This is a genomic window from Streptomyces sp. NPDC052236 (assembly GCF_044548015.1).
Lineage (GTDB): Bacteria > Actinomycetota > Actinomycetes > Streptomycetales > Streptomycetaceae > Streptomyces.
The window spans coordinates 85,781-104,141 of the sequence record NZ_JBIUBL010000010.1; the positions used below are offsets into that span (position 1 = coordinate 85,781).

Here is an 18,361-nt window from a genome sequence, read left to right on the forward strand (position 1 = left end):
CAATGGCGACGGCAACCGCGACCGCGACGACCGACGAGCGGGCTTTGGCGGAGCTACAGCGTGACCACGGGCCCGCCCTGTTGAGCTTTCTGCTCGGCCTGACCTACGGAGACCAGCAACGCGCCGAGGATCTGCTGCAGGAGACGCTCGTACGCGCCTGGCAGCACCCCGAGGCGTTCGACGCCCCGTACGAGTCCATGCGGCCGTGGCTCTTCACGGTCGGGCGCCGCCTCGCGATCGACGCCCGCCGGTCCCGGCTGGCCCGGCCCACCGAGATCGGCGACGGGGTCCTGGCCACCACCCCGGACCCGGCGGACATCACGGAGAGCGCCGTCGCGGCGCTCGACGTCCGCGCGGCCGTCCATTCGCTGAGCCCCGAGCACCGCGCGGTGCTCGTGCAGATCTACTTCCACGGGCTGAGCGTGAACGAGGCCGCCCAGACGCTCGGGATACCGCCGGGCACGGTGAAATCGCGTTCGTACTACGCGCTGCGGGCGCTCGCCCGCTGTCTGCCCGGCTATGCCAGGGCCACCGCCGCGGCGTGACGCGGCCGCGGCTCGTATCCGGCCGTCGCCCGACCGTCGCCCGACCGCCCGACCGCCCGACCGCCCGACCGGCGAGCGTCACTTCCGCACCGGCAGCCCCGGGGATGACCTGGTCTCCCTGCGGCACCGGAACAGAAGTGACCGTATGCGAAACCTCACGCTCAAGTTGAGTAAAGAGGGGCCCCCAACCGTGTTTGACGGTGAAAGCTCGTCGTCATGTCGGCATACGCAGTCGTCGGAAAGAAGGTGGGAAAGTGCAGCCCGAGAGTACGAACGGAACCAGCGGAGGCGCGCTGGCGGTCCCCATGGCATGGCTCTGTGCCGAGTACATAGCCGACGAGATGCTTCGTACGGCCGCCCTCGTGGAGTGCGACTCGCTCGAGTACCGGGCGGGCAGACACACCCTGGCGCTCACCATCTATCTGTGCGACAGCGCGGAGGAACTCGCGGGTGTACGGGTGGTCTCCCGGATCGACGAGTGGCTGACCCTCACCACGTACGGCCATCCCTGGCAGGAGTGGGCGCAGGAGCGGCTCGCCGTCCGGGAGGAGCGGGAGCGCGGGCTCGACGGCGCGGCCGATGTGGATCTCGCGCTGGCGCGCGACGCGTGGGGCTGGCTCCGGCGGACGGAGCTGCTCGCCGCCGATCTCGGCGACAGCGGGCCGTGGGCGCCCGCCGACCCCACCCGTATGGATATGACGGTGGACGAGCGCGCGCAGATATGGACCCCGGCCTGGCAGCTGGGCCTACCGCTGTGCCATCTGGCCATCCACCTCTATTGATCACGCAGCATTGATCAGGCGGCGCTACGCGCCGGTGGCGCGGCGGCCGGACGAGGAGTGCACCCCCGCCCGGTACTTCGGGATCCGGATCGTGATCTTCGTACCCGCGCCGATGCCCGTCTCGATGACCAGCCCGTGCTCGTCCCCGTACACCTGGCGCATCCGCTCGTCCACATTGGAGAGCCCGATGCCGGAGTTCTGCGTCCGCTCCCCCGCGAGGATCCTCCGCAGCACCGCCGGGTCCATTCCCACGCCGTCGTCCTCGATGGTCACCATGGCCTCGGCCCCGGCGTCCCGCGCCGCGATGGTGACGCGGCACTCGTTCCTGGAGTCCTCCAAGCCGTGCTTGACGGCGTTCTCGACCAGCGGTTGCAGACACAGGAACGGCACGGTCACCGGCAGCACTTCCGGCGCCACCTGGAGGGTCACCTTGAGCCGGTCGCCGAAGCGGGCACCGGCGAGCGCCAGGTACTGCTCGATGGACCGCAGCTCGTCGGCGAGCGTGGTGAAGTCGCCGTGCCTGCGGAAGGAGTAGCGGGTGAAGTCGGCGAACTCCAGGAGCAGTTCGCGGGCGCGCTCGGGGTCGGTGCGGACGAAGGAGGCGATCGCGGCGAGCGAGTTGAAGATGAAGTGCGGTGAGATCTGGGCGCGCAGGGCGCGGATCTCCGCCTCGATCAGCCGGGTACGGGACCGGTCGAGCTCGGCCAGTTCCAGCTGTACGGAGACCCAGCGGGCCACTTCGGTCGCGGCCCGCACCAGTACGGCCGACTCCCGCGAGCCGTAGGCGACGAGCGCGCCGAGCACCCCTTCCTCGCCCGTCAGCGGGGCGATCACGGCCCACCGCAGCGGGCACTCCAGGTCCTCGCACTCGGTGTGCACGCTCTGGCTGCGGCCGGAGTCCAGCATCTCCGCGACGCGGACCATCACCCGCTGCTCGTGGTGGTCTCCGCCGGGGCCGTCCCAGGCGAGCACGGACGCGCGGTCGGTCAGGCAGAGCGCCTCGGTGCCGAGCAGGGAGCGCAGCCTGCGGGCGGCCTTGCGGGCGGTGTCCTCGGTGAGACCGGCGCGCAGCGGGGGCGCGGCGAGCGAAGCGGTGTGCAGGGTGTGGAAGGTTGCCCGTTCCACGGGGGTGCCGAGGTCGAGGTCGGGCCTGGCCCCCCGGCGTGCGGTGAGGCGGCCCAGCGCGATGCCCAGCGCGATGCCGAGGGCGAGCAGCACCGCCCCCGCCGCGGCCAGCGCCGCCAGTCCGGTCCCGGTCATGTCCGGCTTCCGGTCGTCGTTACGCTCATTCGCGCTGTCCTTCGGGCTGCGGTTGCGGTCTGCCGATGAGGTCTTCCGGCAGATGCAGCCGCGCGAGGATCGCGGCGGCGCCGGGAGGTATGTGGCGCTTGGTGGCCAGCGACACCAGCACCATGGTCGTGAAGCCGAGCGGCACCGACCACAGGGCGGGCCAGGCCATCAGCGTATGCGGCCAGCCCTCGGGCGCGACCCCCGCGCGGGTGGCCATCACGGCCGTGAGCGCCGCCCCGCCACCGGTCACCAGACCCGCCCCGGCGCCCGGCGGGGTCAGCCCGCGCCACCAGATGCCGAGCACCAGCAGCGGGCAGAACGACGAAGCCGACACGGCGAACGCCAGCCCCACCGCGTCGGCGACCGGCACATTGGTGGCCACGATGCTCACGGCGAGCGGCACCGCCATGGCGAGGAGCGTCGCGAGGCGGAAGTGGCGTACGCCGCGCGAGGGCAGCACATCCTGCGTGATCACCCCGGCGACGGACATGGTAAGACCGGACGCCGTGGACAGGAACGCCGCGAACGCGCCGCCCGCGAGCAGCGCGCCCAGCAGGTCCCCGCCGAGCCCGCCGATGATCCGTTCGGGCAGCACCAGGACGGCGGCGTCCGCGTCCCCGGTGAGGGCGAGCTCGGGCGCGTAGATCCGTCCGAGCGCGCCATAGACGGGCGGCAGCAGATAGAAGGCGCCGATCAGGCCGAGGACAACCAGGGTGGTACGGCGGGCGGCGCGTCCGTTGGGGCTGGTGTAGAAGCGGACGGCGACATGCGGGAGCCCCATCGTGCCGAGGAAGGTGGCGAGGATGAGTCCGTACGTCGCATACAGGTGGTAGCCGTCCCGGCCGCCCGACAGCGGCTGTGACCAGCTGAACGGATCGCTTCCCGAGGACGCCCGCGCGGGCACTTCGGCCCCCCGCGGAAAGCGCAGGGTGGTGCCCGCCGCGATGCGGTGGGTGCCCTTGTCCAGGGTGACCTGCCGCTCCTCGTGGCGCGTGCCGTCGATGTCGCCGGAGACGGCGAGCGTGAGCGGGCCTTCGAGATCGACACGGACTGTGTCGTCGACGCGTACGACGGTGTGCTCGCGGAAGAGCGTAGGCGCGTCGAAGCGCGCCCGCGGCGCGTCGTCGCCGAACCAGGCGGCGACGAGGAAGAGCGCGGGCACCAGCAGGGCGGTGAGCTTGAGCCAGTACTGAAAGGCCTGCACGAAGGTGATCGAGCGCATGCCGCCCGCCGCGACCGCCCCGGTGACGACGAAGGCGACGACCACGCCGCCCACCCAGTCGGGAGCGCCGGTGAGGATCTCCAGGGTCAGCCCGGCGCCCTGGAGCTGCGGCAGCAGATACAGCCAGCCGATGCCGACGACGAAGAGACTGGCGAGGCGGCGCACCGCGGCCGACTCCAGCCTGGCTTCGGCGAAGTCGGAGAGGGTGTACGCCCCGGAGCGGCGCAGCGGAGCGGCGACGAGCACCAGCAGGACGAGGTAGCCGGCGGTGTAGCCGACGGGGTACCAGAGCATGTCGGGGCCCTGGAGGAGCACCAGGCCCGCGATCCCGAGGAAAGAGGCGGCCGAAAGATACTCGCCGCTGATGGCGGCGGCGTTGAGGCCGGGCTTCACGGTCCGCGATGCGACGTAGAAGTCCGAGGTGGTACGGGATATTCGCAGCCCCAGCGCGCCGATGAGCACGGTGGCGAGCACCACGACGGTGACGGCGGTCACCGCGTATGTCTGGTTCACCGAGGACCCGCCTCGCGCGATGCGGGCACCGTCAGCGTCCTTCGAGCAGCCTGGTGAAGTCCTCTTCGTTGCGCTCGGCCCGGCGTACATACCAGCGGGCGGTCAGCCACATCACGGGATAGACCGCGACACCCAGGGCCGCCCAGACGATGGGCTCAGGGGTGGCGAGCCTGCCGTCGAAGGCCGCCGGGAGCGCGAAGAGCAGCGGCAGCGAGCCGACGAGCAGCGCGAGCGTCCCCAGCGCGTAGAGCGCGGCCCGTAGCTGGCTGCGCATGAGGGAGCGTACGTAGGTGGCGCCCAGGGTCGTCTGCTCGCTGATCTCGGAACGGGCGGGGGCATGCCCGGGTGGCCGCCTGGCACTGCGCGGTACTCCGGTGACGACTTCACGGCGGGGGCGTTGCTCTGCGGGCATGGTCGTCCGCTCCAGCGTCTCTCGTCGAACTCTCGCGGGCTGTGGAGTCTACGCAGGTGGGCTACCTGGCGCAGTCACTCAGCGCGATCTCTAGTTCGACGTACGACTCCTCGGCCCTGCGGAAGGCCACTTCGAGGGCGGCTTCGGCACGCGGGCCGACGAGTCCCTGTGCCGATTGCTGGATCTCGTAGAGGACATCGGCCCAGCGGCCGGCGGCGCTCTTCACCGTGGCGAGCAGTGCCTCAAGATCGCGGGCGCTGGACACCCGAGTCTCCGGGAGGCTGCGCAGCTCTGCCAGTAGTGCTTCGATGTCGGACATCAGGACCCTTCTCCCCGTGCCCGATCAGGGTAGGCGGCGGGCGCGGGCGGCAGCCGCCCAATCCGGTCCCGGCTCTGTCAGTGGAGGAAGCCTGTCGCTGTACGGCACGGGCGTGGCGACGAACGGCGCCGCCCGGCCGTCGAACGGTCGTCCGGTACCACCGGAGAACTGCTCAGCCTCTGGCGTGGCGCATCAGCAGATCCCGCAGCTGCCGCGTGTGGCGGCGGCTGACGGCGAGCTCGGCGTCGCCCACCCGGACGGTCGTCGCCCCCGCGTCCAGGCGCAGTTCGTCGATGCGGGCGAGGGCGACGAGATGGCTGCGGTGTATCCGTACGAAACCGCGTGAGGCCCAGCGCTCCTCCAGTGCGGAGAGCGGGATCCGCACCAGATGGCTGCCGTCGTCGGTGTGGAGCCTGGCGTAGTCGCCCTGCGCCTCGACGTAGGCGATGTCGTCGATCGCGACGAAGCGGGTGACGCCGCCCAGTTCGACGGGGATCTGTTCCGCGCTGCCGACGACGCCCGGCGGGTCGCTCTGCGCGGGCGTGTGCGAGGCGGGCGTGTGCAAGGGGGGTCCGGAGACGACCAGGTCGCGGACCCTGCGTACGGCTTCGGCGAGCCGCTCCCTGCGTACCGGCTTGAGCACATAGTCGACGGCCTTGAGATCGAAGGCCTGGACGGCGAAGCCCTCGTGCGCGGTGACGAAGACGATCAGCGGCGGCCTGGCGAAGCCCGCGAGCAGCCTGGCCACGTCGAGTCCGGTGAGCCCGGCCATGTGGATGTCGAGGAAGACGACGTCGATCCCGTCCTCGCCGTCCGGACCCGAGTCGAGCGCGCGGCTGATGCGGCGCAGCGCCTCGGTGGCGTCCGTCGCCCCTTCCGCGCTTCTGACCCGCGCGTCGGAGCGGAGGAGGTAGAGCAGCTCTTCGAGTGCCGGTTTCTCGTCGTCGACAGCCAGTACACGCAGCATGTTACGGAGTGTATGCGGCCTCGAATCCAGGGACTACGGGCCTCTGCTGACCTATGAGTCAAAACGGTTGAGCAGAGCGGTGGCCCGCTGCGTATTCCAGGACGACAGGCCGTGAGCAGGTCGTACGAGATCTGTAAGAACAGCCACTCGATCAAGAAGGAGAAGGGGACCCCCATGAGTATGCGCGAGCGCCACCAGGACGTGGCCGCCTATGCGCTGGGCGTCCTTGAGCCCGAGGACGCGTACCGCTTCGAGGAGCATCTGACCGAGTGCGTCAGCTGCGCGGTACGACTCTCCGACTTCGCCTTCACCGCCGCCTCGCTGGCCGACATCGCGAGTGCGGGGAGCGTCGACGCCCGGCCCTCGCCACGGCTGCTGGAGCGGCTGACCGACGAGGTGACGGTCACGCGGCGGCGCAGCGGCAGGCGCCGGCTGCGGCTGGTCGCCGCTGCCGCCGCGCTGATCGTGGCCCTGCCCGTGGCGACGGTGGCGCTTCAGGACCTCCTGGGACAGCAGGAACGGCAGGGACAGCAGGGGCCGCAGGCACAGCGGATCGCGGCGAAGGACGCCGGGACCGGTGTCACCGCGTCCGCCACGACCGAGAAGCGGGCCTGGGGCACGTCGGTCTCGCTGCGGCTCACGGGCCTGACCGGGCCGCGCAAATGCCGCCTGTTCGTCATCGGCAAGGACGGCATCGAGCACCCCGTGCTCAGTTGGGCGGTGCCGACCGGCGGCTACGGGATCGCGGGGGCGGCGGGCCATGAGGAACCGCTGGACCTCGCGGGAGGTACGGATCTGCCGAGCGGCGACATCGGCCGCTGGGAGGTCAGGACCGTCGACGGACAGCCGCTCCTCACCCTGAAGTAGACGGTTACTTTACTTCAGCAGGCGGGAGAGCCTGCGGTCGGCGAGCGGTTTGCCGCCCGTCTGACAGGTGGGGCAGTACTGGAGCGAGGAGTCACTGAACGACACCTCGCGAATGGTGTCGCCGCAGACGGGACACGGCTCACCGGTACGCCCATGAACGCGCAGACCGCTCTTCTTCTCGGCCTTGAGGCGGCCCGCCGCGACTCCGCGCGAGCGCTCGACGGCCTCGCGCAGCGTGGAGCGCAGCGCCTCGTACAGGGCGGTGGTCTCGTCCTCGTCCAGGTTCTTCACGGGCTTGAACGGCGACATCCTGGCGGCGTGCAGGATCTCGTCGCTGTACGCGTTGCCGATGCCCGCGATCAGGTTCTGGTCGCGCAGCGCGCCCTTGATCTGCCGCCGCTCCCCCGCCAGCAGTGCGGCGAACGCGTCACGGTCGAAGTCGTCGGCGAGCGGGTCGGGGCCGAGACGGGCGATGGCGGGCACCTCGGCCGGGTCGCGTACGAGATGGACGGCGAGGCGCTTGGCGGTGCCCGCCTCGGTGAGGTCGAACCCGCCGCCACCGGCCAGGACAGTACGCAGCGCGAGCGGCCCTTTGCCCGGCCGGGGCGGCGTGGCCGGGAACTCGTCCTTCCAGTGGAGCCAGCCCGCGCGGGCGAGGTGGGTGACGAGATGCAGCCCGCCCACGCTGATGTCGAGCCACTTCCCGTGCCGGTCGACGGCGGTGACCGCCGCGCCCTCGACGGCGGTCAGGGGCGGGTCGTACGTCTTGAGGACGCTGATCGCCACGGGCAGGACTCGGGCGATCTCGCGTCCCACCAGATGGCCGTCGAGGAACTCTCGCAGAGCTTCGACTTCGGGCAGCTCCGGCATGCGTCCAGGGTCGCGCAGCGGAGCGCCGACCGCAGGTTCAGAGCGAGGGCGTGTGCTCCCCCAGCCCGTAGACGCGGGCCGCCGTGGTCTCGAAGACGGCGCGTCGTTCGTCGTCGCTCAGCCGGTGGGTGAGCGCGCGGGCGGTGGTGACCACCTCGCCGTATGTGGCGGCCAGTCGGCACACCGGCCAGTCCGAGCCGAACATCAGGCGGCCCGGCCCGAAGGCGTTGAGGACCGTATCGGCGTACGGGACGAGGTCGTGCGCGGTCCAGGTGGCCCAGGCGGCCTCGGTGACCATGCCGGAGAGCTTGCAGACGGTATTGGGCCGGGCGGCGAAGGCGCGCACGTCACTCGCCCAGGGATCCTGTTCCCTGTCGGCGATGGGCGGCTTGCCCAGATGGTCGAGTACGAAGGTGAGTCCGGGCAGCCGGTCCGCCGCCTCGGCCGCCACGGGCAGCTGCCCCGGCAGCACCACCAGGTCGTAGACGAGTCCGGCGCGGGCGACGGCGGCGAGGCCGCGCTGTACGTCGGGGCGGAGCAGCCAGTTCGGGTCGGACTCGCCCTGGACCTGGTGGCGGATGGACACGAGCCGGTCGCCGCCCGGGAGTTCCCGCAGGGCGGCGAGGGTGTCCGCGATATCGGGGGCGGTGAGGTCGGTCCAGCCGACGACGCCCGCGACGAGGTCGCTGCCGTCCGCGAGGGCGAGGAATTCGGGCGTCTCCTCGGCGACGGTGACCGTCTGGACGAGGATGCTGGCCCGTACCCCGGCGGCGCGCGCCTCGGGGGCGAAGTCGTCGAGGGTGAAGGTGCGGGCAATGGGAGCCAGGTCGGGGCCGGTGATCCAGTCCTGGTCGCGTACGGACAGATCCCACACATGGTGGTGGGCGTCGATGATCGCCACGGTTCACAGCTCCCAGACGACCGGCAGCGAGGCCTCGGCGCCGTCGGCCGAGTAGTCGTGCGCGACATCGAGGAGTTCGGCCATCCGCGCCTGCCAGACGACGTTGACCGGGAGCTTTTCGAGTTCGGCGAGCAGGTGGGCGTAGTCGGCGCAGTCGAGGAGGTGGAAGAGGTCGGTGCCGCTGCGCCAGATCGTCCAGGAGGCGACGCCCGCGGCGCGGATCGCGGCGGTCAGTTCCGGGGGGACCTCGCGGTGCGCCGCCTCGTAGGCGTCGACGCGGTCGGCGCGGACCTTGGTGTGCAGGGCGATTCTCATCGGGCGTGCCCCTCCTCGTAGGTGATCGGACCGGCGTACGGCGGCAGTCCTTCGGCGCGCAGTTCGTCCCAGAGGGCTGTCGGGACGGAGCGGCCGAGCTGCTCGGCCGCGTCCCGTACTTCGGCCGCGGACCGGGCGCCGACCAGGACGCTCGCGACGGCCGGATGGCCGAGCGGGTAGTGGAGCGCGGCGGCGCGCAGCGGTACGCCGTGCCGTTCGGCGACGGTCTGGAGCCGCAGGGCCCGCCGCAGGATGTCGTCGGGCGCGGCCGTGTAGTCGTACGTGGCGCCGGGGCGCGGGTCGGCGAGCAGCCCGGAGTTGAAGACCCCGCCGATGACGACGCTCTTGCCGCGGGCGACCGCTTCGGGCAGCAGCTCGGCCAGGGCGCTCTGGTCGAGCAGGGTGTAGCGGCTGGCGCACAGGACGGCGTCGACGTCGGTGTCGCGGAGGAAGCGGGTGAGCATCGCGGTCTGGTTCATACCGGCGCCGATCGCGCCGACGACACCTTCGGCGCGGAGCCGCTCCAGCGCCGGATATCCGTGGCGGAAGGCGGCTTCCTCGTGGTCGTCCGGGTCGTGGAGGTAGACGATGTCGATCCGGTCGAGGCCGAGGCGCCGCAGGCTCTCCTCGATGGAGCGGCGCACGCCGTCCGCGGAGAAGTCCCAGACGCGGCGGTGAGTGGCTGGCACGGCGAAACCGTGCGCGAGATCGTCGCCGTCCCTCCCACGGGGTTCGAGGAGCCGCCCGACCTTGGTGGACAGGGTGTACGTGTCGCGGGGGCGGGCGCGCAGCGCCTCGCCGAGCCTGCGCTCGGACAGGCCGAGCCCGTAGTGGGGCGCGGTGTCGAAGGTGCGGATGCCCACGTCCCAGGCGGCGTCGACCGTCGCCGCGGCGGTGTCCGGGCCGACGGGGGTGTACAGATTGCCGATACTGGCTGCCCCGAAGGACAGTTCGGTGACTTCGACCGCGCTGTGTCCGAGCCTGCTCCGTCGCATCCCGCTGCTGCCCCCCTCGTGCGTACCACCCACGAACACGATGAATATTCATCGGATCACTGGGGGCCGTCAACACCCTTGAAGGGGCGAGATCCTGCGCTTGCGCTTCGACCTGTCCGATCTATCGGCTATCGGCTATCGGCTATCGGTCGAAGCGGCAGCGAGGAGCGCGTCGAGTTCCTCGCTCAGACCGTGGGCGAGCCGGTCCAGATCCGGTACGGCCTTGCCGTCGGCCACCAGACCCACATGCACCTGACCGCCGTACGTCGACATGGCGATCGCCAGGGACTGCCCACGGGCGAGCGGCGCCATCGGATAGATCTCGCGCAGCGGGCAGCCGCCCAGCGAGAGCGCCGAGCGCGGCAGCGGCACACTGGTGACCAGCACGTCGAACAGCATCCGGGCCGCGCCCCCGGCCAGCGGGGCGCCGAACCGGTGGGCCAGCGGCGGCAGCTGGTCGGCGAGCACGGCCAGCGCCCCCGCCCCGCGGGAAGGGCCCGCGGCCTTGTTGCGGTCCATGGCGGTCCGTACGGCGTCGAGCCGCGAGCGCGGGTCGGGGTCGGAGACCGGCAGGGCCAGCAGATACGCGGAGAGCTTGTTGCCGGATCCGGGCGGGCTGCCCGGCCTGCGCCGGGAGACGGGCACCAGGGCGCGCGGATCGGCGGCGGGCAGCGGCTCGTCCCGGTCCACCATCCAGCGCCGCAGCGCGCCCGCCACGGTCGCGAGCAGCACATCGTTCCCGGTGCCGCCCACCGCCCTGCGTACCTGCCGCACCCCCGCCAGGTCGAGCACGGCGGTGGACAGCCGCCGGGTGCCGCTGGACCCGGCGCAGAGCGCGGGCACCCCTCGCGGGTCGAACCGGCTGGCCCGTACGACGGAGGCGCCGACGCCGACGGCGCGCCCCAGCTCCTCGATACGGCCCCGGGCGAAGCCCGCCGCCCGCCAGGGGCCCGCGAGCCAGGACCGGGGCGGTACGGCGCGCGCCCGCCGTACCCCCACGGCGCGGGCGTCGGCGATCTCGTCGAAGATGCCCGCCCCGATGGCGACCGCGCGCATCCCGTCGGCCAGCGCGTGATGGAGCTTGACCAGCACGGCGAAGGGGCCGCCGGGGCGTGCGGTCAGGAGGTACATCTCCCAGGGCGGCAGGCCGCGTTCGAGGGGCTGCTCCATCAGCTCGCCGGCGATGGCGGTGGCCTCGGCGGCGAAGTGTCCGTCCGAGTCTCCGTCCGGGAGGCGGACGTGGCGCACATGGCGCCGTACGTCGAAGTCCTTGGCCGCGGCCCAGGCGGCTCCGCCGACCGGCAGCAGGACATCGCGCACCCGCATACGCAGCCGGGGGATCGCGGCGGCCCGCTCGGCGAGCAGTTCGAGGGTGTGCTCGTCGCCCCGCGACCCAGGACCGGGAGCGAAAAAGGCGAGGGCGCCGAGGTGCATCGGATGACCGGCGGATTCGAGGTGCCAGAACGCCAGGTCGAGAGGGGCGAGGAGCTCGCTGCTCAATGAAACCTCATGTCCTAGAAGTCCGGGAGTGCGCAGTCAACCCTCCCCGATCGGTTACGGTCAAGTACGATCACTACACGTACAGTTAACAACGGGTAATTTTTAGGTTTTCGATCTGTCCGGAATAATAAATTCACACCAAACGCACTTGCCGCTGCCGCGCGACTCCACTCCCCACGCCTCGGCCAGCCGGTCGACCAGCAGCAGCCCCCGGCCGGAGACACCCGACGTCCCCGCCTCGCGCCGGCGCGGCAGCGCGCTGGAGCGGTCCTCGGCCTCCACCCGCAGCCGCCGCTCCGTGCCGGAGAGCACCCTCAGGGTCACGATCGCCCCACCGTCGGTGTGCATCAGCGCGTTGGTGATCAGCTCGTCGGCGGCCAGCTCGATCTCGTCCACCCGCTCCCGCGCTCCCCAGGCCCGTACCGCCGCCCGGATCATGTGCCGGGCCGAGCGCAGCGCCTCGGGGTCGTTCGGCGCGACATGCTGCTGGAGCCGGCCGCCCGTCTGCACGCTGAACATGCCCTTGCGGCGCAGCAGCAGGAGCGCCACATCGTCGTCGCCGCCCCGCTCGTCGACCTCCTCGCAGAGCCGGTCGGCCAGCAGCTGAAGGTCGCGCGGACCGCCGCGCACCAGGTCCGCCAGCAGCCGCAGCCCGTCGTCCAGGTCGGCGCCGGGCTCCTCCACGAGCCCGTCGGTGTAGAGGATCAGGGTCTGTCCGGGGTCCAGCTCCACGGTGCTGACCGGGTATTCGAGCCGCCCGAACTCCGCGGAGAGCCCCAGGGGCAGCCCGCCGGGCACCGGCACCCGGCGGGTGTGGCCGTATCTGTCCCTGATCATCGGGTCGACATGGCCCGCCCGCACCAGTTGCATCACGCCGGTGGACAGATCGACCTCCGCGTACATACAGGTCGCGAACCGGTCGGTGTCCAGCTCGTGGAGGAAGACGGAGGCGCGCGCCATCACGGTGGCCGGGGTGTGCCCCTCGGCGGCGTACGCCCGCAGCACGATCCGCAGCTGCCCCATCACCGCGGCCGCGTGCGTGTCATGACCCTGTACGTCGCCGATGACCGCGCCGACGCGCCCTCCCGGCAGCGCGATGATGTCGTACCAGTCGCCGCCGATGTCCCGGCCGAGCCGCGCGGAGCGGTAGCGCACCGCGATCTGCGCCCCGGGCACCTCGGGGATCCGGCGCGGCAGCATCGCCTGCTGGAGTCCCTCGGCGAGATCGTGCTCCTGCTCGTAGAGCACCGCCCGCGCGATGGACTGCGCGATGCTGCTGCTGAGCGCGACCAGCACATTGCGCTCCTCGGCGCTGAAGCCGGTCCGGTCGCTGTAGAGAAGACCGAGGGCCCCGATGGGGCGCCCCATCGCGATCAGCGGCAGATAGGCGGCGGAGGTGATGCCGAGATGATCGATATTCGGCCACAGCAGCGGATAGGACTCGGCGAAGTCCCGTACGGACTCGATGAAACGGGGCGTGAGAGTGCGTACCACTTCGCTCATGGGGTACTGCTCGTCGACCCGGGTCCACCGGGTCCCGGGCACATACGCGTCCTCGGGACCACCGGCGACCAGATGGATCCGGCCCGACTCCAGCAGCCCCATCACCAGACTGGTCGCGCCGAAGTGCTCCAGGCCGTGCGAATCCTTGAGCACGCCGATGACGTCCTGCACCGTCCGGGCGTGGGCGAGGGCGGCCGTGGTGCTCTCGACCACGCCGGTCTGTCTGCGGCGCTCCACATCGACTTCGGGACGGCCCATGGAGTCGGCGAGCTCTTCGGTGGCGTCACGCACGATGCCGATGACGCGCAGCGGCCGGCCCGCCTCGTCGCGCTGGATGGCCCCCTGGGTGTGGGTCCAGCGCAGGGAGCCGTCGCGGCGGCGGATGCGGAAGTACGTGCCGTAGTGCTCACTGCCGTTCTTGAACGCCTGCGCCGTCACGGTGTCCACCCGGATGGCCTCGTCCGGAGGCATCCGCAGAGCGAGGCTCTCCGGATGGCCGTCGTACTCCTCCGGGCGCAGGTCGAACACTTCGAGTCCGGGCTGATCCAGATGCATCAGCCCACTGGCCAGATCCCAGTCGAAGCTGCCCATGCGGTTGAGCGAGAGGCAGTGAACCGGGTGGGCCGGCCAGTCCTCGGGAAGCGACGGGGCACCCGCTGCCCGATCAACCATGGAGCCACTCTGTCATCATTTATCGGATTCTTCGAGCGATTGTACGGAGCCGTTCAGCCCTGGAACGCGTCCGGCCCTTCGTCCACGGCGGTGGCGAAGGGGTCCGGCTCGGACGGTACGAGCTCCTCGTCGAACGGCGGGTCGGAGAGGGCCGGGGCCTCGGGGTCGGGGACGGCGGGCGGTTCGGCCGGGGGATTCAGCTCCGGCTCCTCGGGCTCCGCCGGCATCGGGCAGTCGGGCGGGATCGCCGGGTCGAGCGACGGTTCCTCGCCGGGGTCGAGCGCGACCGGCGCTGGGCAGTCCGGTGGCGGGGCGGGGACGGTGGAGAGGCCATCGGGCTCATCGCTCGGGCCGGTGGGACCGGTCGGGTTGGCCGTCGGATTGGCGGGATTGGCGGGATTGGCCGGATTGGGCGTCGGATTGGCGGGGCCGGCCGGCCGGGAGGCGTTCGGCGCGGGCGGCTCGGTGTCCCGCGGGTCCTTGAGTACGTCGTCGGGGCCGGCGGCCGGAGGCGTGGCGGGCCGCACGTCCCGCTCGCCGTCGCTTCCGGTCTTCCGCTCGACCCAGGTGTGGTTGACGACTTCCACGAGCAGCAGGCTGTCGACAGCCGCGGTGGCGGGCTGGATGACGACGGCCCGCTCGGGCCGGTAGCCCGGCCACGGCTTGCCCTTGTGGACCACCTTGCCCTGGACGGCAACGGGCGGCTTCAGCGGGTTTCCCGAGGCGCACCGGACGCGCGGCGCGCCGTACTGGTCCACCAGGACGGCGGTGCCCGCCTGGAGCACGGACTGGAAGCCGGTGGCCGAGCCGGCGCGGAAGCCGTGGCTGGTCACCCGGGTGTCCGCGCGCAGGACGACGGGGGTCAGTCCGTGCAGGAAGCCCGGCAGATCGGCCTCGGCGACCCCGGCGGCCCGCGTGAATGCGCGCGCCTTCGCCCGGTTCGCGCCGAGAAGGCCGACCAGCCGGTCCACGTCGCAGCTGCCGATGGCCTCGGTGCCGCCGTACAGACCGGGGGCCGAGCCGGAGACGGTGCGCAGCGGCGCCATGCCTGCCGGAGGGCTGCTCGGCGTGCCCGGCCGGGTGGGCCGGGGCGAGGGCGCGGTCATGTTCCTGGCCGTCGAGGCGGTGTACGGATCCGGCCCTTGGACGTCGACCGGCTGGAGGAGCACCTTGTCCGCGTCCGCACCCGGGCCCGCGCCCGCCGCCGGCGCGCTGCCGCCGCCGCATCCGGCGGCCAGCAGCGCGACGGACAGCACAGCGGGCAGCGCGGCGACCGGGGCGTACCAACGACACATAGGTGAGCGCACCACGTTCTCCCGCCTCTCGTTCACCTCAAGCCGCCTCTCACATTGCTTCCCGCGCTTCCCGCATTGCCTCTCGGCTGCCTCTCAAGTTCTGCCGGATGCCTGGCACGCCCGCGACTTGAACGCGTTCAAGTAAGGGCCTAGTCTCGGACCCGACAGAATTGAACGCGTTCAAGCTCGGGGGTGGGGCGGGATGTCCGTACTGGTCAACCTGATCGTGATGCTCGGCATGCTGGTCGTGGTGCCCGCGGGACTCCGTCTCATCGACTCCGCGGAGCTCACGCCCATTCGGCGGACCTGGCCACTGTTCGGCATCGCCGGAGCGGTCGCTCTCTGGCTGCCCCGCTCGACAACGGCCGCCGCGCTCGCGGCCGTGTACGCGCTCGCCACGCTCGCCCTCGCCGCCCATGCCCCGCGCAGGCTCGCCCGTACGCACTCCCTCGCACCCGCCGAGATCGCGGTGCTCACCGCGCTGGTCACACCGTCGGTGGCGGGCATCGCGCTGGTCGCGGAACGCTCCGGACACGAGCTCTTCGGCTTCAGCCTGGCGATCCTGGCGCTGACCGTGCCGCACTTCCACTTCGCCGGGTTCGCGGCCGCACTGGTGGCGGGGCTGGTCTGCCGGGTGACAGCGGGCGGCCCGGCCGGGCGGTTCGCGGCGCTCAGCGTGCCGCTGGGGACCCTGTTGGTCCTCGCGGGTTACTTCGTGAACGACTGGGCAGAGCTGCTGGGGGCCCTCGTACTGACCGCGGGCATGTGGGCCGTCGCGCTGCTGACCTGGCGCGATGTACGCGGCAGCGGCCGGGATCGGGTCACCCGCGCGCTACTGGCCGTCTCGGCCGCCGTGCTGGTGGCGACGATGCTGCTCGCCCTGAGCTGGGCGCTGGGCGAGGCCACCGGACTGCCCCACCCGAATCTGACCTGGATGGCCGCCACCCACGGCCTCGGCAACGCCCTCGGCTTCGCACTCTGCTCGGTGCTGGCCTGGCAGAGACTGCAACGCCCCTCCCCCTCCACACCCCACGCACCCCTCAAGGAGACCGTCGCATGACTCGCGTGAGCACCTTCAGCTACGCCGAGGTGGGCGCCACCCGCCTGGGCCCGCTGCCCGACGGCTACCACCACCTCCACCACACCACCCGGATCGGCCGGGGCCGCGCCGTCTTCGAGGCGGCGGGCACGGCCGTCACCACCTGGCGGATGCACCGCCGCTCCGGCGCCGGGTTGCGCGCCGATGCGGTACGGGCCGAGCCCAGCGCGCGCGTCGAGGTCTCGGCCGGGGTCGGGCCAATGCGGCTGACCGCGCCGTGCGAGGTGGTCTGGACGGCGTACGAGAAGGACCGGACCGGCTTCGCGTACGGGACGCTGGCCGGGCACCCCGAGCGCGGCGAGGAGTCGTTCGTCGTCGACATCCGGGACGACGGCTCGGTGTGGTTCACGGTCATGGCGTTCAGCCGTCCGGCCGCCTGGTACACCCGGCTCGCGGGCCCGCTCGTGCCCGTACTGCAGAAGGCGTACGCCCGGCGGCTCGGTCACACGCTGCGACGGCTGGCAGCACAGTGATCAACACCCTGATACTGCGGAGATGGAGTGGTTCAGCGACAGCGACTACTGGCTGAGCCGACTGGTCTTCCAGCGGGCTCTGGCCGCCGTGTACCTGGTCGCCTTTCTCACCGCCGCCCTGCAGTTCCGGGCGCTGATCGGCGAACGGGGCATGCTGCCGGTGCCCGCGTATGTACGACGGGTGCCCTGGCGGCGCGCGCCGAGCCTGTTCCAGCTGCACTACTCCGACCGGTTCTTCGCCCTGGTCGCCTGGGCGGGCTGTCTGCTCTCGGCGGCGCTGGTCGCGGGCGCGGCCGATCACCTTCCGCTGTGGACGGCGATGCTGTGGTGGGCGGTGCTGTGGGCGCTCTATCTGTCGATCGTCAACGTCGGACAGACCTGGTACGGCTTCGGCTGGGAATCGCTGCTCCTGGAGACGGGTTTCCTCGCCGTCTTTCTCGGCAATGAGCGCACCGCGCCGCCCGTACTGGTGCTGTTTCTGCTGCGCTGGGTGCTGTTCCGGGTGGAGTTCGGCGCGGGGCTGATCAAGCTGCGGGGCGACGAGTGCTGGCGCAAGCTCACCTGCCTGGACTACCACCACGAGACCCAGCCGATGCCCGGACCGCTGAGCTGGTTCTTCCACCATCTGCCCGGACCACTCCACCGGGTGGAGGTGGCGGCCAACCATGTGACTCAGCTGCTCGCGCCCTTCCTGCTGTTCACCCCGCAGCCGGTCGCGAGCGTGGCGGCGGGCGTGATGATTGCGACCCAGCTGTGGCTGGTGCTGTCGGGCAACTTCTCCTGGCTGAACTGGCTCACGATCGTGCTCGCGCTGGCCGCCGTGGACGGTTCGATGTTCGCGGATCCGCCCGCGCTGCCCGCGCCGCCGCTCTGGTTCGAGATCGTGGTCATCGCCGTCACCGCGCTGGTGCTTGGCCTGAGTTACCGCCCGACGCGCAATCTGCTCTCGCGGCGGCAGTCGATGAACCGCTCGTACGACCCGTGCCATCTGGTCAACACCTATGGCGCGTTCGGCAGCGTCGGACGCGTCCGCCACGAAGTGGTCGTCGAGGGCACGGACGAGACGGTGCTCCACCAGGGGACGGTGTGGCGGGAGTACGAGTTCAAGGGCAAGCCCGGGGACGTACGCAGGCTGCCGCGCCAGTTCGCCCCGTACCATCTGCGGCTGGACTGGATGCTGTGGTTCGCCGCGCTCTCGCCCGCGTACGCGCAGACCTGGTTCGGGCCATTCGTGGAACGGCTGCTGGACGGCGACCGGGACACGCTGCGGCTGCTGCGCCGCAATCCCTTTCCGGACGCGCCGCCCGCGTACGTCCGTGCCCGGCTGTACCGCTACCGGTTCACGACGTGGCATGAACTGCGCGCGACGGGTGCCTGGTGGCACCGGACCCATGTACGCGACTTCCTGCCGCCGGCGAGGCTGGGCTGAGCGGGAACCCAGCCCCGCGGGGGGTCCCCCCACGCCCTCAGGGCGTAGGGGGAGATTGAGGCGCGGGGTTCCGGGGCAACGCCCCGACCAGGGCCCCCTCAGTCGACGCTGGGCAGAATGTGCGGCTCGGCGAGGTCGTCCTCGTAACCCGCCAGCCGGATCGGGGCGGACCGGGCCCAGACTTCGAGGCTGCCCAATTCATCGGGTCGGCCGGCCCGTTCGCCGCTGCGTTCCGGCGATCGCTTCTCATGCTGCGTCACTTCTGGTGTCACCGCGCACTCCTCTGTGTCGCACAACTGGAACAAGGACAGTTCGGTCGCGGTGGCGCCGGGCTCGGGCGGGACCGCAGCCTGCTTGCAGACTTGTCCCGGGACGGCCAAGGGGTTTCGTGG

General features: G+C 71.5%; 19 protein-coding genes. 6 read left to right on the forward strand and 13 right to left on the reverse strand.

What is annotated here, in order from left to right; translation table 11 throughout:
* The first annotated feature begins 2 nt into the window (after positions 1-2).
* Together ACIHCQ_RS18615 and ACIHCQ_RS18620 are read left to right on the forward strand one after the other, a co-directional pair.
* On the forward strand, positions 3-545 hold the full coding sequence (locus tag ACIHCQ_RS18615) for a sigma-70 family RNA polymerase sigma factor (protein WP_399663243.1): 543 nt from the start codon (positions 3-5) through the stop codon (positions 543-545).
* Positions 546-799: 254 nt separating this feature from the next.
* A complete protein-coding gene (locus tag ACIHCQ_RS18620; protein ID WP_399663245.1) occupies positions 800-1,327 on the forward strand; it encodes a hypothetical protein in 528 nt (175 codons plus the stop codon).
* A gap of 24 nt (positions 1,328-1,351) precedes the next feature.
* On the opposite strand, the gene ACIHCQ_RS18625 is transcribed toward ACIHCQ_RS18620, so the two are convergent.
* The 5 genes from ACIHCQ_RS18625 to ACIHCQ_RS18645 all read right to left on the reverse strand — a co-directional run bounded on the left by ACIHCQ_RS18625 (position 1,352) and on the right by ACIHCQ_RS18645 (position 6,050).
* Complete coding sequence (locus ACIHCQ_RS18625) at positions 1,352-2,587, reverse strand: sensor histidine kinase (RefSeq protein WP_399663247.1); 1,236 nt, start codon at positions 2,585-2,587, stop codon at positions 1,352-1,354.
* Between the two features lie 25 nt (positions 2,588-2,612).
* Complete coding sequence (locus ACIHCQ_RS18630) at positions 2,613-4,352, reverse strand: cation acetate symporter (protein ID WP_399663249.1); 1,740 nt, start codon at positions 4,350-4,352, stop codon at positions 2,613-2,615.
* Positions 4,353-4,383: 31 nt separating this feature from the next.
* Positions 4,384-4,764, reverse strand: coding sequence for a hypothetical protein (locus tag ACIHCQ_RS18635; RefSeq protein WP_399663251.1), 381 nt, complete (start codon positions 4,762-4,764; stop codon positions 4,384-4,386).
* A 61-nt stretch (positions 4,765-4,825) separates the two neighbouring features.
* On the reverse strand, positions 4,826-5,083 hold the full coding sequence (locus ACIHCQ_RS18640; RefSeq protein WP_399663253.1) for a hypothetical protein: 258 nt from the start codon (positions 5,081-5,083) through the stop codon (positions 4,826-4,828).
* Between the two features lie 172 nt (positions 5,084-5,255).
* A complete protein-coding gene (locus ACIHCQ_RS18645; protein WP_399663255.1) occupies positions 5,256-6,050 on the reverse strand; it encodes a LytR/AlgR family response regulator transcription factor in 795 nt (264 codons plus the stop codon).
* Between the two features lie 111 nt (positions 6,051-6,161).
* Between ACIHCQ_RS18645 and ACIHCQ_RS18650 the strand changes: the two genes are divergently transcribed.
* The gene (locus tag ACIHCQ_RS18650) at positions 6,162-6,917 is read left to right on the forward strand and encodes an anti-sigma factor family protein (protein ID WP_399663257.1); all 756 of its coding nucleotides are present in this window, start codon (positions 6,162-6,164) and stop codon (positions 6,915-6,917) included.
* A 9-nt stretch (positions 6,918-6,926) separates the two neighbouring features.
* On the opposite strand, the gene ACIHCQ_RS18655 is transcribed toward ACIHCQ_RS18650, so the two are convergent.
* The 7 genes from ACIHCQ_RS18655 to ACIHCQ_RS18685 all read right to left on the reverse strand — a co-directional run bounded on the left by ACIHCQ_RS18655 (position 6,927) and on the right by ACIHCQ_RS18685 (position 15,004).
* A complete protein-coding gene (locus ACIHCQ_RS18655) occupies positions 6,927-7,787 on the reverse strand; it encodes an Fpg/Nei family DNA glycosylase (protein ID WP_399663259.1) in 861 nt (286 codons plus the stop codon).
* A gap of 37 nt (positions 7,788-7,824) precedes the next feature.
* The gene (locus tag ACIHCQ_RS18660; RefSeq protein WP_399663261.1) at positions 7,825-8,688 is read right to left on the reverse strand and encodes an amidohydrolase family protein; all 864 of its coding nucleotides are present in this window, start codon (positions 8,686-8,688) and stop codon (positions 7,825-7,827) included.
* 3 nt (positions 8,689-8,691) lie between these two features.
* Positions 8,692-9,003, reverse strand: a complete 312-nt coding sequence (locus tag ACIHCQ_RS18665; protein ID WP_399663263.1) for an L-rhamnose mutarotase — start codon at positions 9,001-9,003, stop codon at positions 8,692-8,694.
* Positions 9,000-9,998: an aldo/keto reductase gene (locus tag ACIHCQ_RS18670; protein WP_399663265.1), complete on the reverse strand. Its 999-nt coding sequence runs from the start codon at positions 9,996-9,998 to the stop codon at positions 9,000-9,002. Before ACIHCQ_RS18670 ends, ACIHCQ_RS18665 begins: the two co-directional genes overlap by 4 nt.
* 135 nt (positions 9,999-10,133) lie before the next feature.
* Positions 10,134-11,498, reverse strand: a complete 1,365-nt coding sequence (locus ACIHCQ_RS18675; protein ID WP_399663267.1) for a wax ester/triacylglycerol synthase family O-acyltransferase — start codon at positions 11,496-11,498, stop codon at positions 10,134-10,136.
* A gap of 102 nt (positions 11,499-11,600) precedes the next feature.
* Complete coding sequence (locus ACIHCQ_RS18680; RefSeq protein WP_399663270.1) at positions 11,601-13,673, reverse strand: SpoIIE family protein phosphatase; 2,073 nt, start codon at positions 13,671-13,673, stop codon at positions 11,601-11,603.
* A gap of 53 nt (positions 13,674-13,726) precedes the next feature.
* Positions 13,727-15,004, reverse strand: coding sequence for a DUF6777 domain-containing protein (locus ACIHCQ_RS18685; RefSeq protein ID WP_399663272.1), 1,278 nt, complete (start codon positions 15,002-15,004; stop codon positions 13,727-13,729).
* A 166-nt stretch (positions 15,005-15,170) separates the two neighbouring features.
* Between ACIHCQ_RS18685 and ACIHCQ_RS18690 the strand changes: the two genes are divergently transcribed.
* From ACIHCQ_RS18690 to ACIHCQ_RS18700, 3 genes are read left to right on the forward strand one after another with little or no spacing between them, the layout of a single operon-like run.
* Positions 15,171-16,028, forward strand: coding sequence for a YndJ family protein (locus ACIHCQ_RS18690; protein ID WP_399663274.1), 858 nt, complete (start codon positions 15,171-15,173; stop codon positions 16,026-16,028).
* Between the two features lie 5 nt (positions 16,029-16,033).
* The gene (locus ACIHCQ_RS18695) at positions 16,034-16,540 is read left to right on the forward strand and encodes a DUF1990 family protein (RefSeq protein ID WP_399663564.1); all 507 of its coding nucleotides are present in this window, start codon (positions 16,034-16,036) and stop codon (positions 16,538-16,540) included.
* A gap of 22 nt (positions 16,541-16,562) precedes the next feature.
* Positions 16,563-17,969, forward strand: a complete 1,407-nt coding sequence (locus tag ACIHCQ_RS18700; RefSeq protein WP_399663276.1) for a lipase maturation factor family protein — start codon at positions 16,563-16,565, stop codon at positions 17,967-17,969.
* A 98-nt stretch (positions 17,970-18,067) separates the two neighbouring features.
* Here the strand turns inward: ACIHCQ_RS18700 and ACIHCQ_RS18705 are convergent, their stop codons facing one another.
* Positions 18,068-18,241: a hypothetical protein gene (locus ACIHCQ_RS18705; protein ID WP_399663278.1), complete on the reverse strand. Its 174-nt coding sequence runs from the start codon at positions 18,239-18,241 to the stop codon at positions 18,068-18,070.
* Between the last annotated feature and the right edge of the window lie 120 nt (positions 18,242-18,361).

Excerpts from the sequence above, each read along its gene's own strand:
- ACIHCQ_RS18615 (WP_399663243.1), top strand. The coding sequence starts at position 3 with ATGGCGACGGCAACCGCGACCGCGACGACCGACGAGCGGGCTTTGGCG.
- ACIHCQ_RS18625 (WP_399663247.1), bottom strand. The coding sequence starts at position 2,587 with ATGACCGGGACCGGACTGGCGGCGCTGGCCGCGGCGGGGGCGGTGCTG.
- ACIHCQ_RS18635 (WP_399663251.1), bottom strand. The coding sequence starts at position 4,764 with ATGCCCGCAGAGCAACGCCCCCGCCGTGAAGTCGTCACCGGAGTACCG.
- ACIHCQ_RS18640 (WP_399663253.1), bottom strand. The coding sequence starts at position 5,083 with ATGTCCGACATCGAAGCACTACTGGCAGAGCTGCGCAGCCTCCCGGAG.
- ACIHCQ_RS18645 (WP_399663255.1), bottom strand. The coding sequence starts at position 6,050 with ATGCTGCGTGTACTGGCTGTCGACGACGAGAAACCGGCACTCGAAGAG.
- ACIHCQ_RS18655 (WP_399663259.1), bottom strand. The coding sequence starts at position 7,787 with ATGCCGGAGCTGCCCGAAGTCGAAGCTCTGCGAGAGTTCCTCGACGGC.
- ACIHCQ_RS18665 (WP_399663263.1), bottom strand. The coding sequence starts at position 9,003 with ATGAGAATCGCCCTGCACACCAAGGTCCGCGCCGACCGCGTCGACGCC.
- ACIHCQ_RS18670 (WP_399663265.1), bottom strand. The coding sequence starts at position 9,998 with ATGCGACGGAGCAGGCTCGGACACAGCGCGGTCGAAGTCACCGAACTG.
- ACIHCQ_RS18680 (WP_399663270.1), bottom strand. The coding sequence starts at position 13,673 with ATGGTTGATCGGGCAGCGGGTGCCCCGTCGCTTCCCGAGGACTGGCCG.
- ACIHCQ_RS18690 (WP_399663274.1), top strand. The coding sequence starts at position 15,171 with ATGTCCGTACTGGTCAACCTGATCGTGATGCTCGGCATGCTGGTCGTG.
- ACIHCQ_RS18700 (WP_399663276.1), top strand. The coding sequence starts at position 16,563 with ATGGAGTGGTTCAGCGACAGCGACTACTGGCTGAGCCGACTGGTCTTC.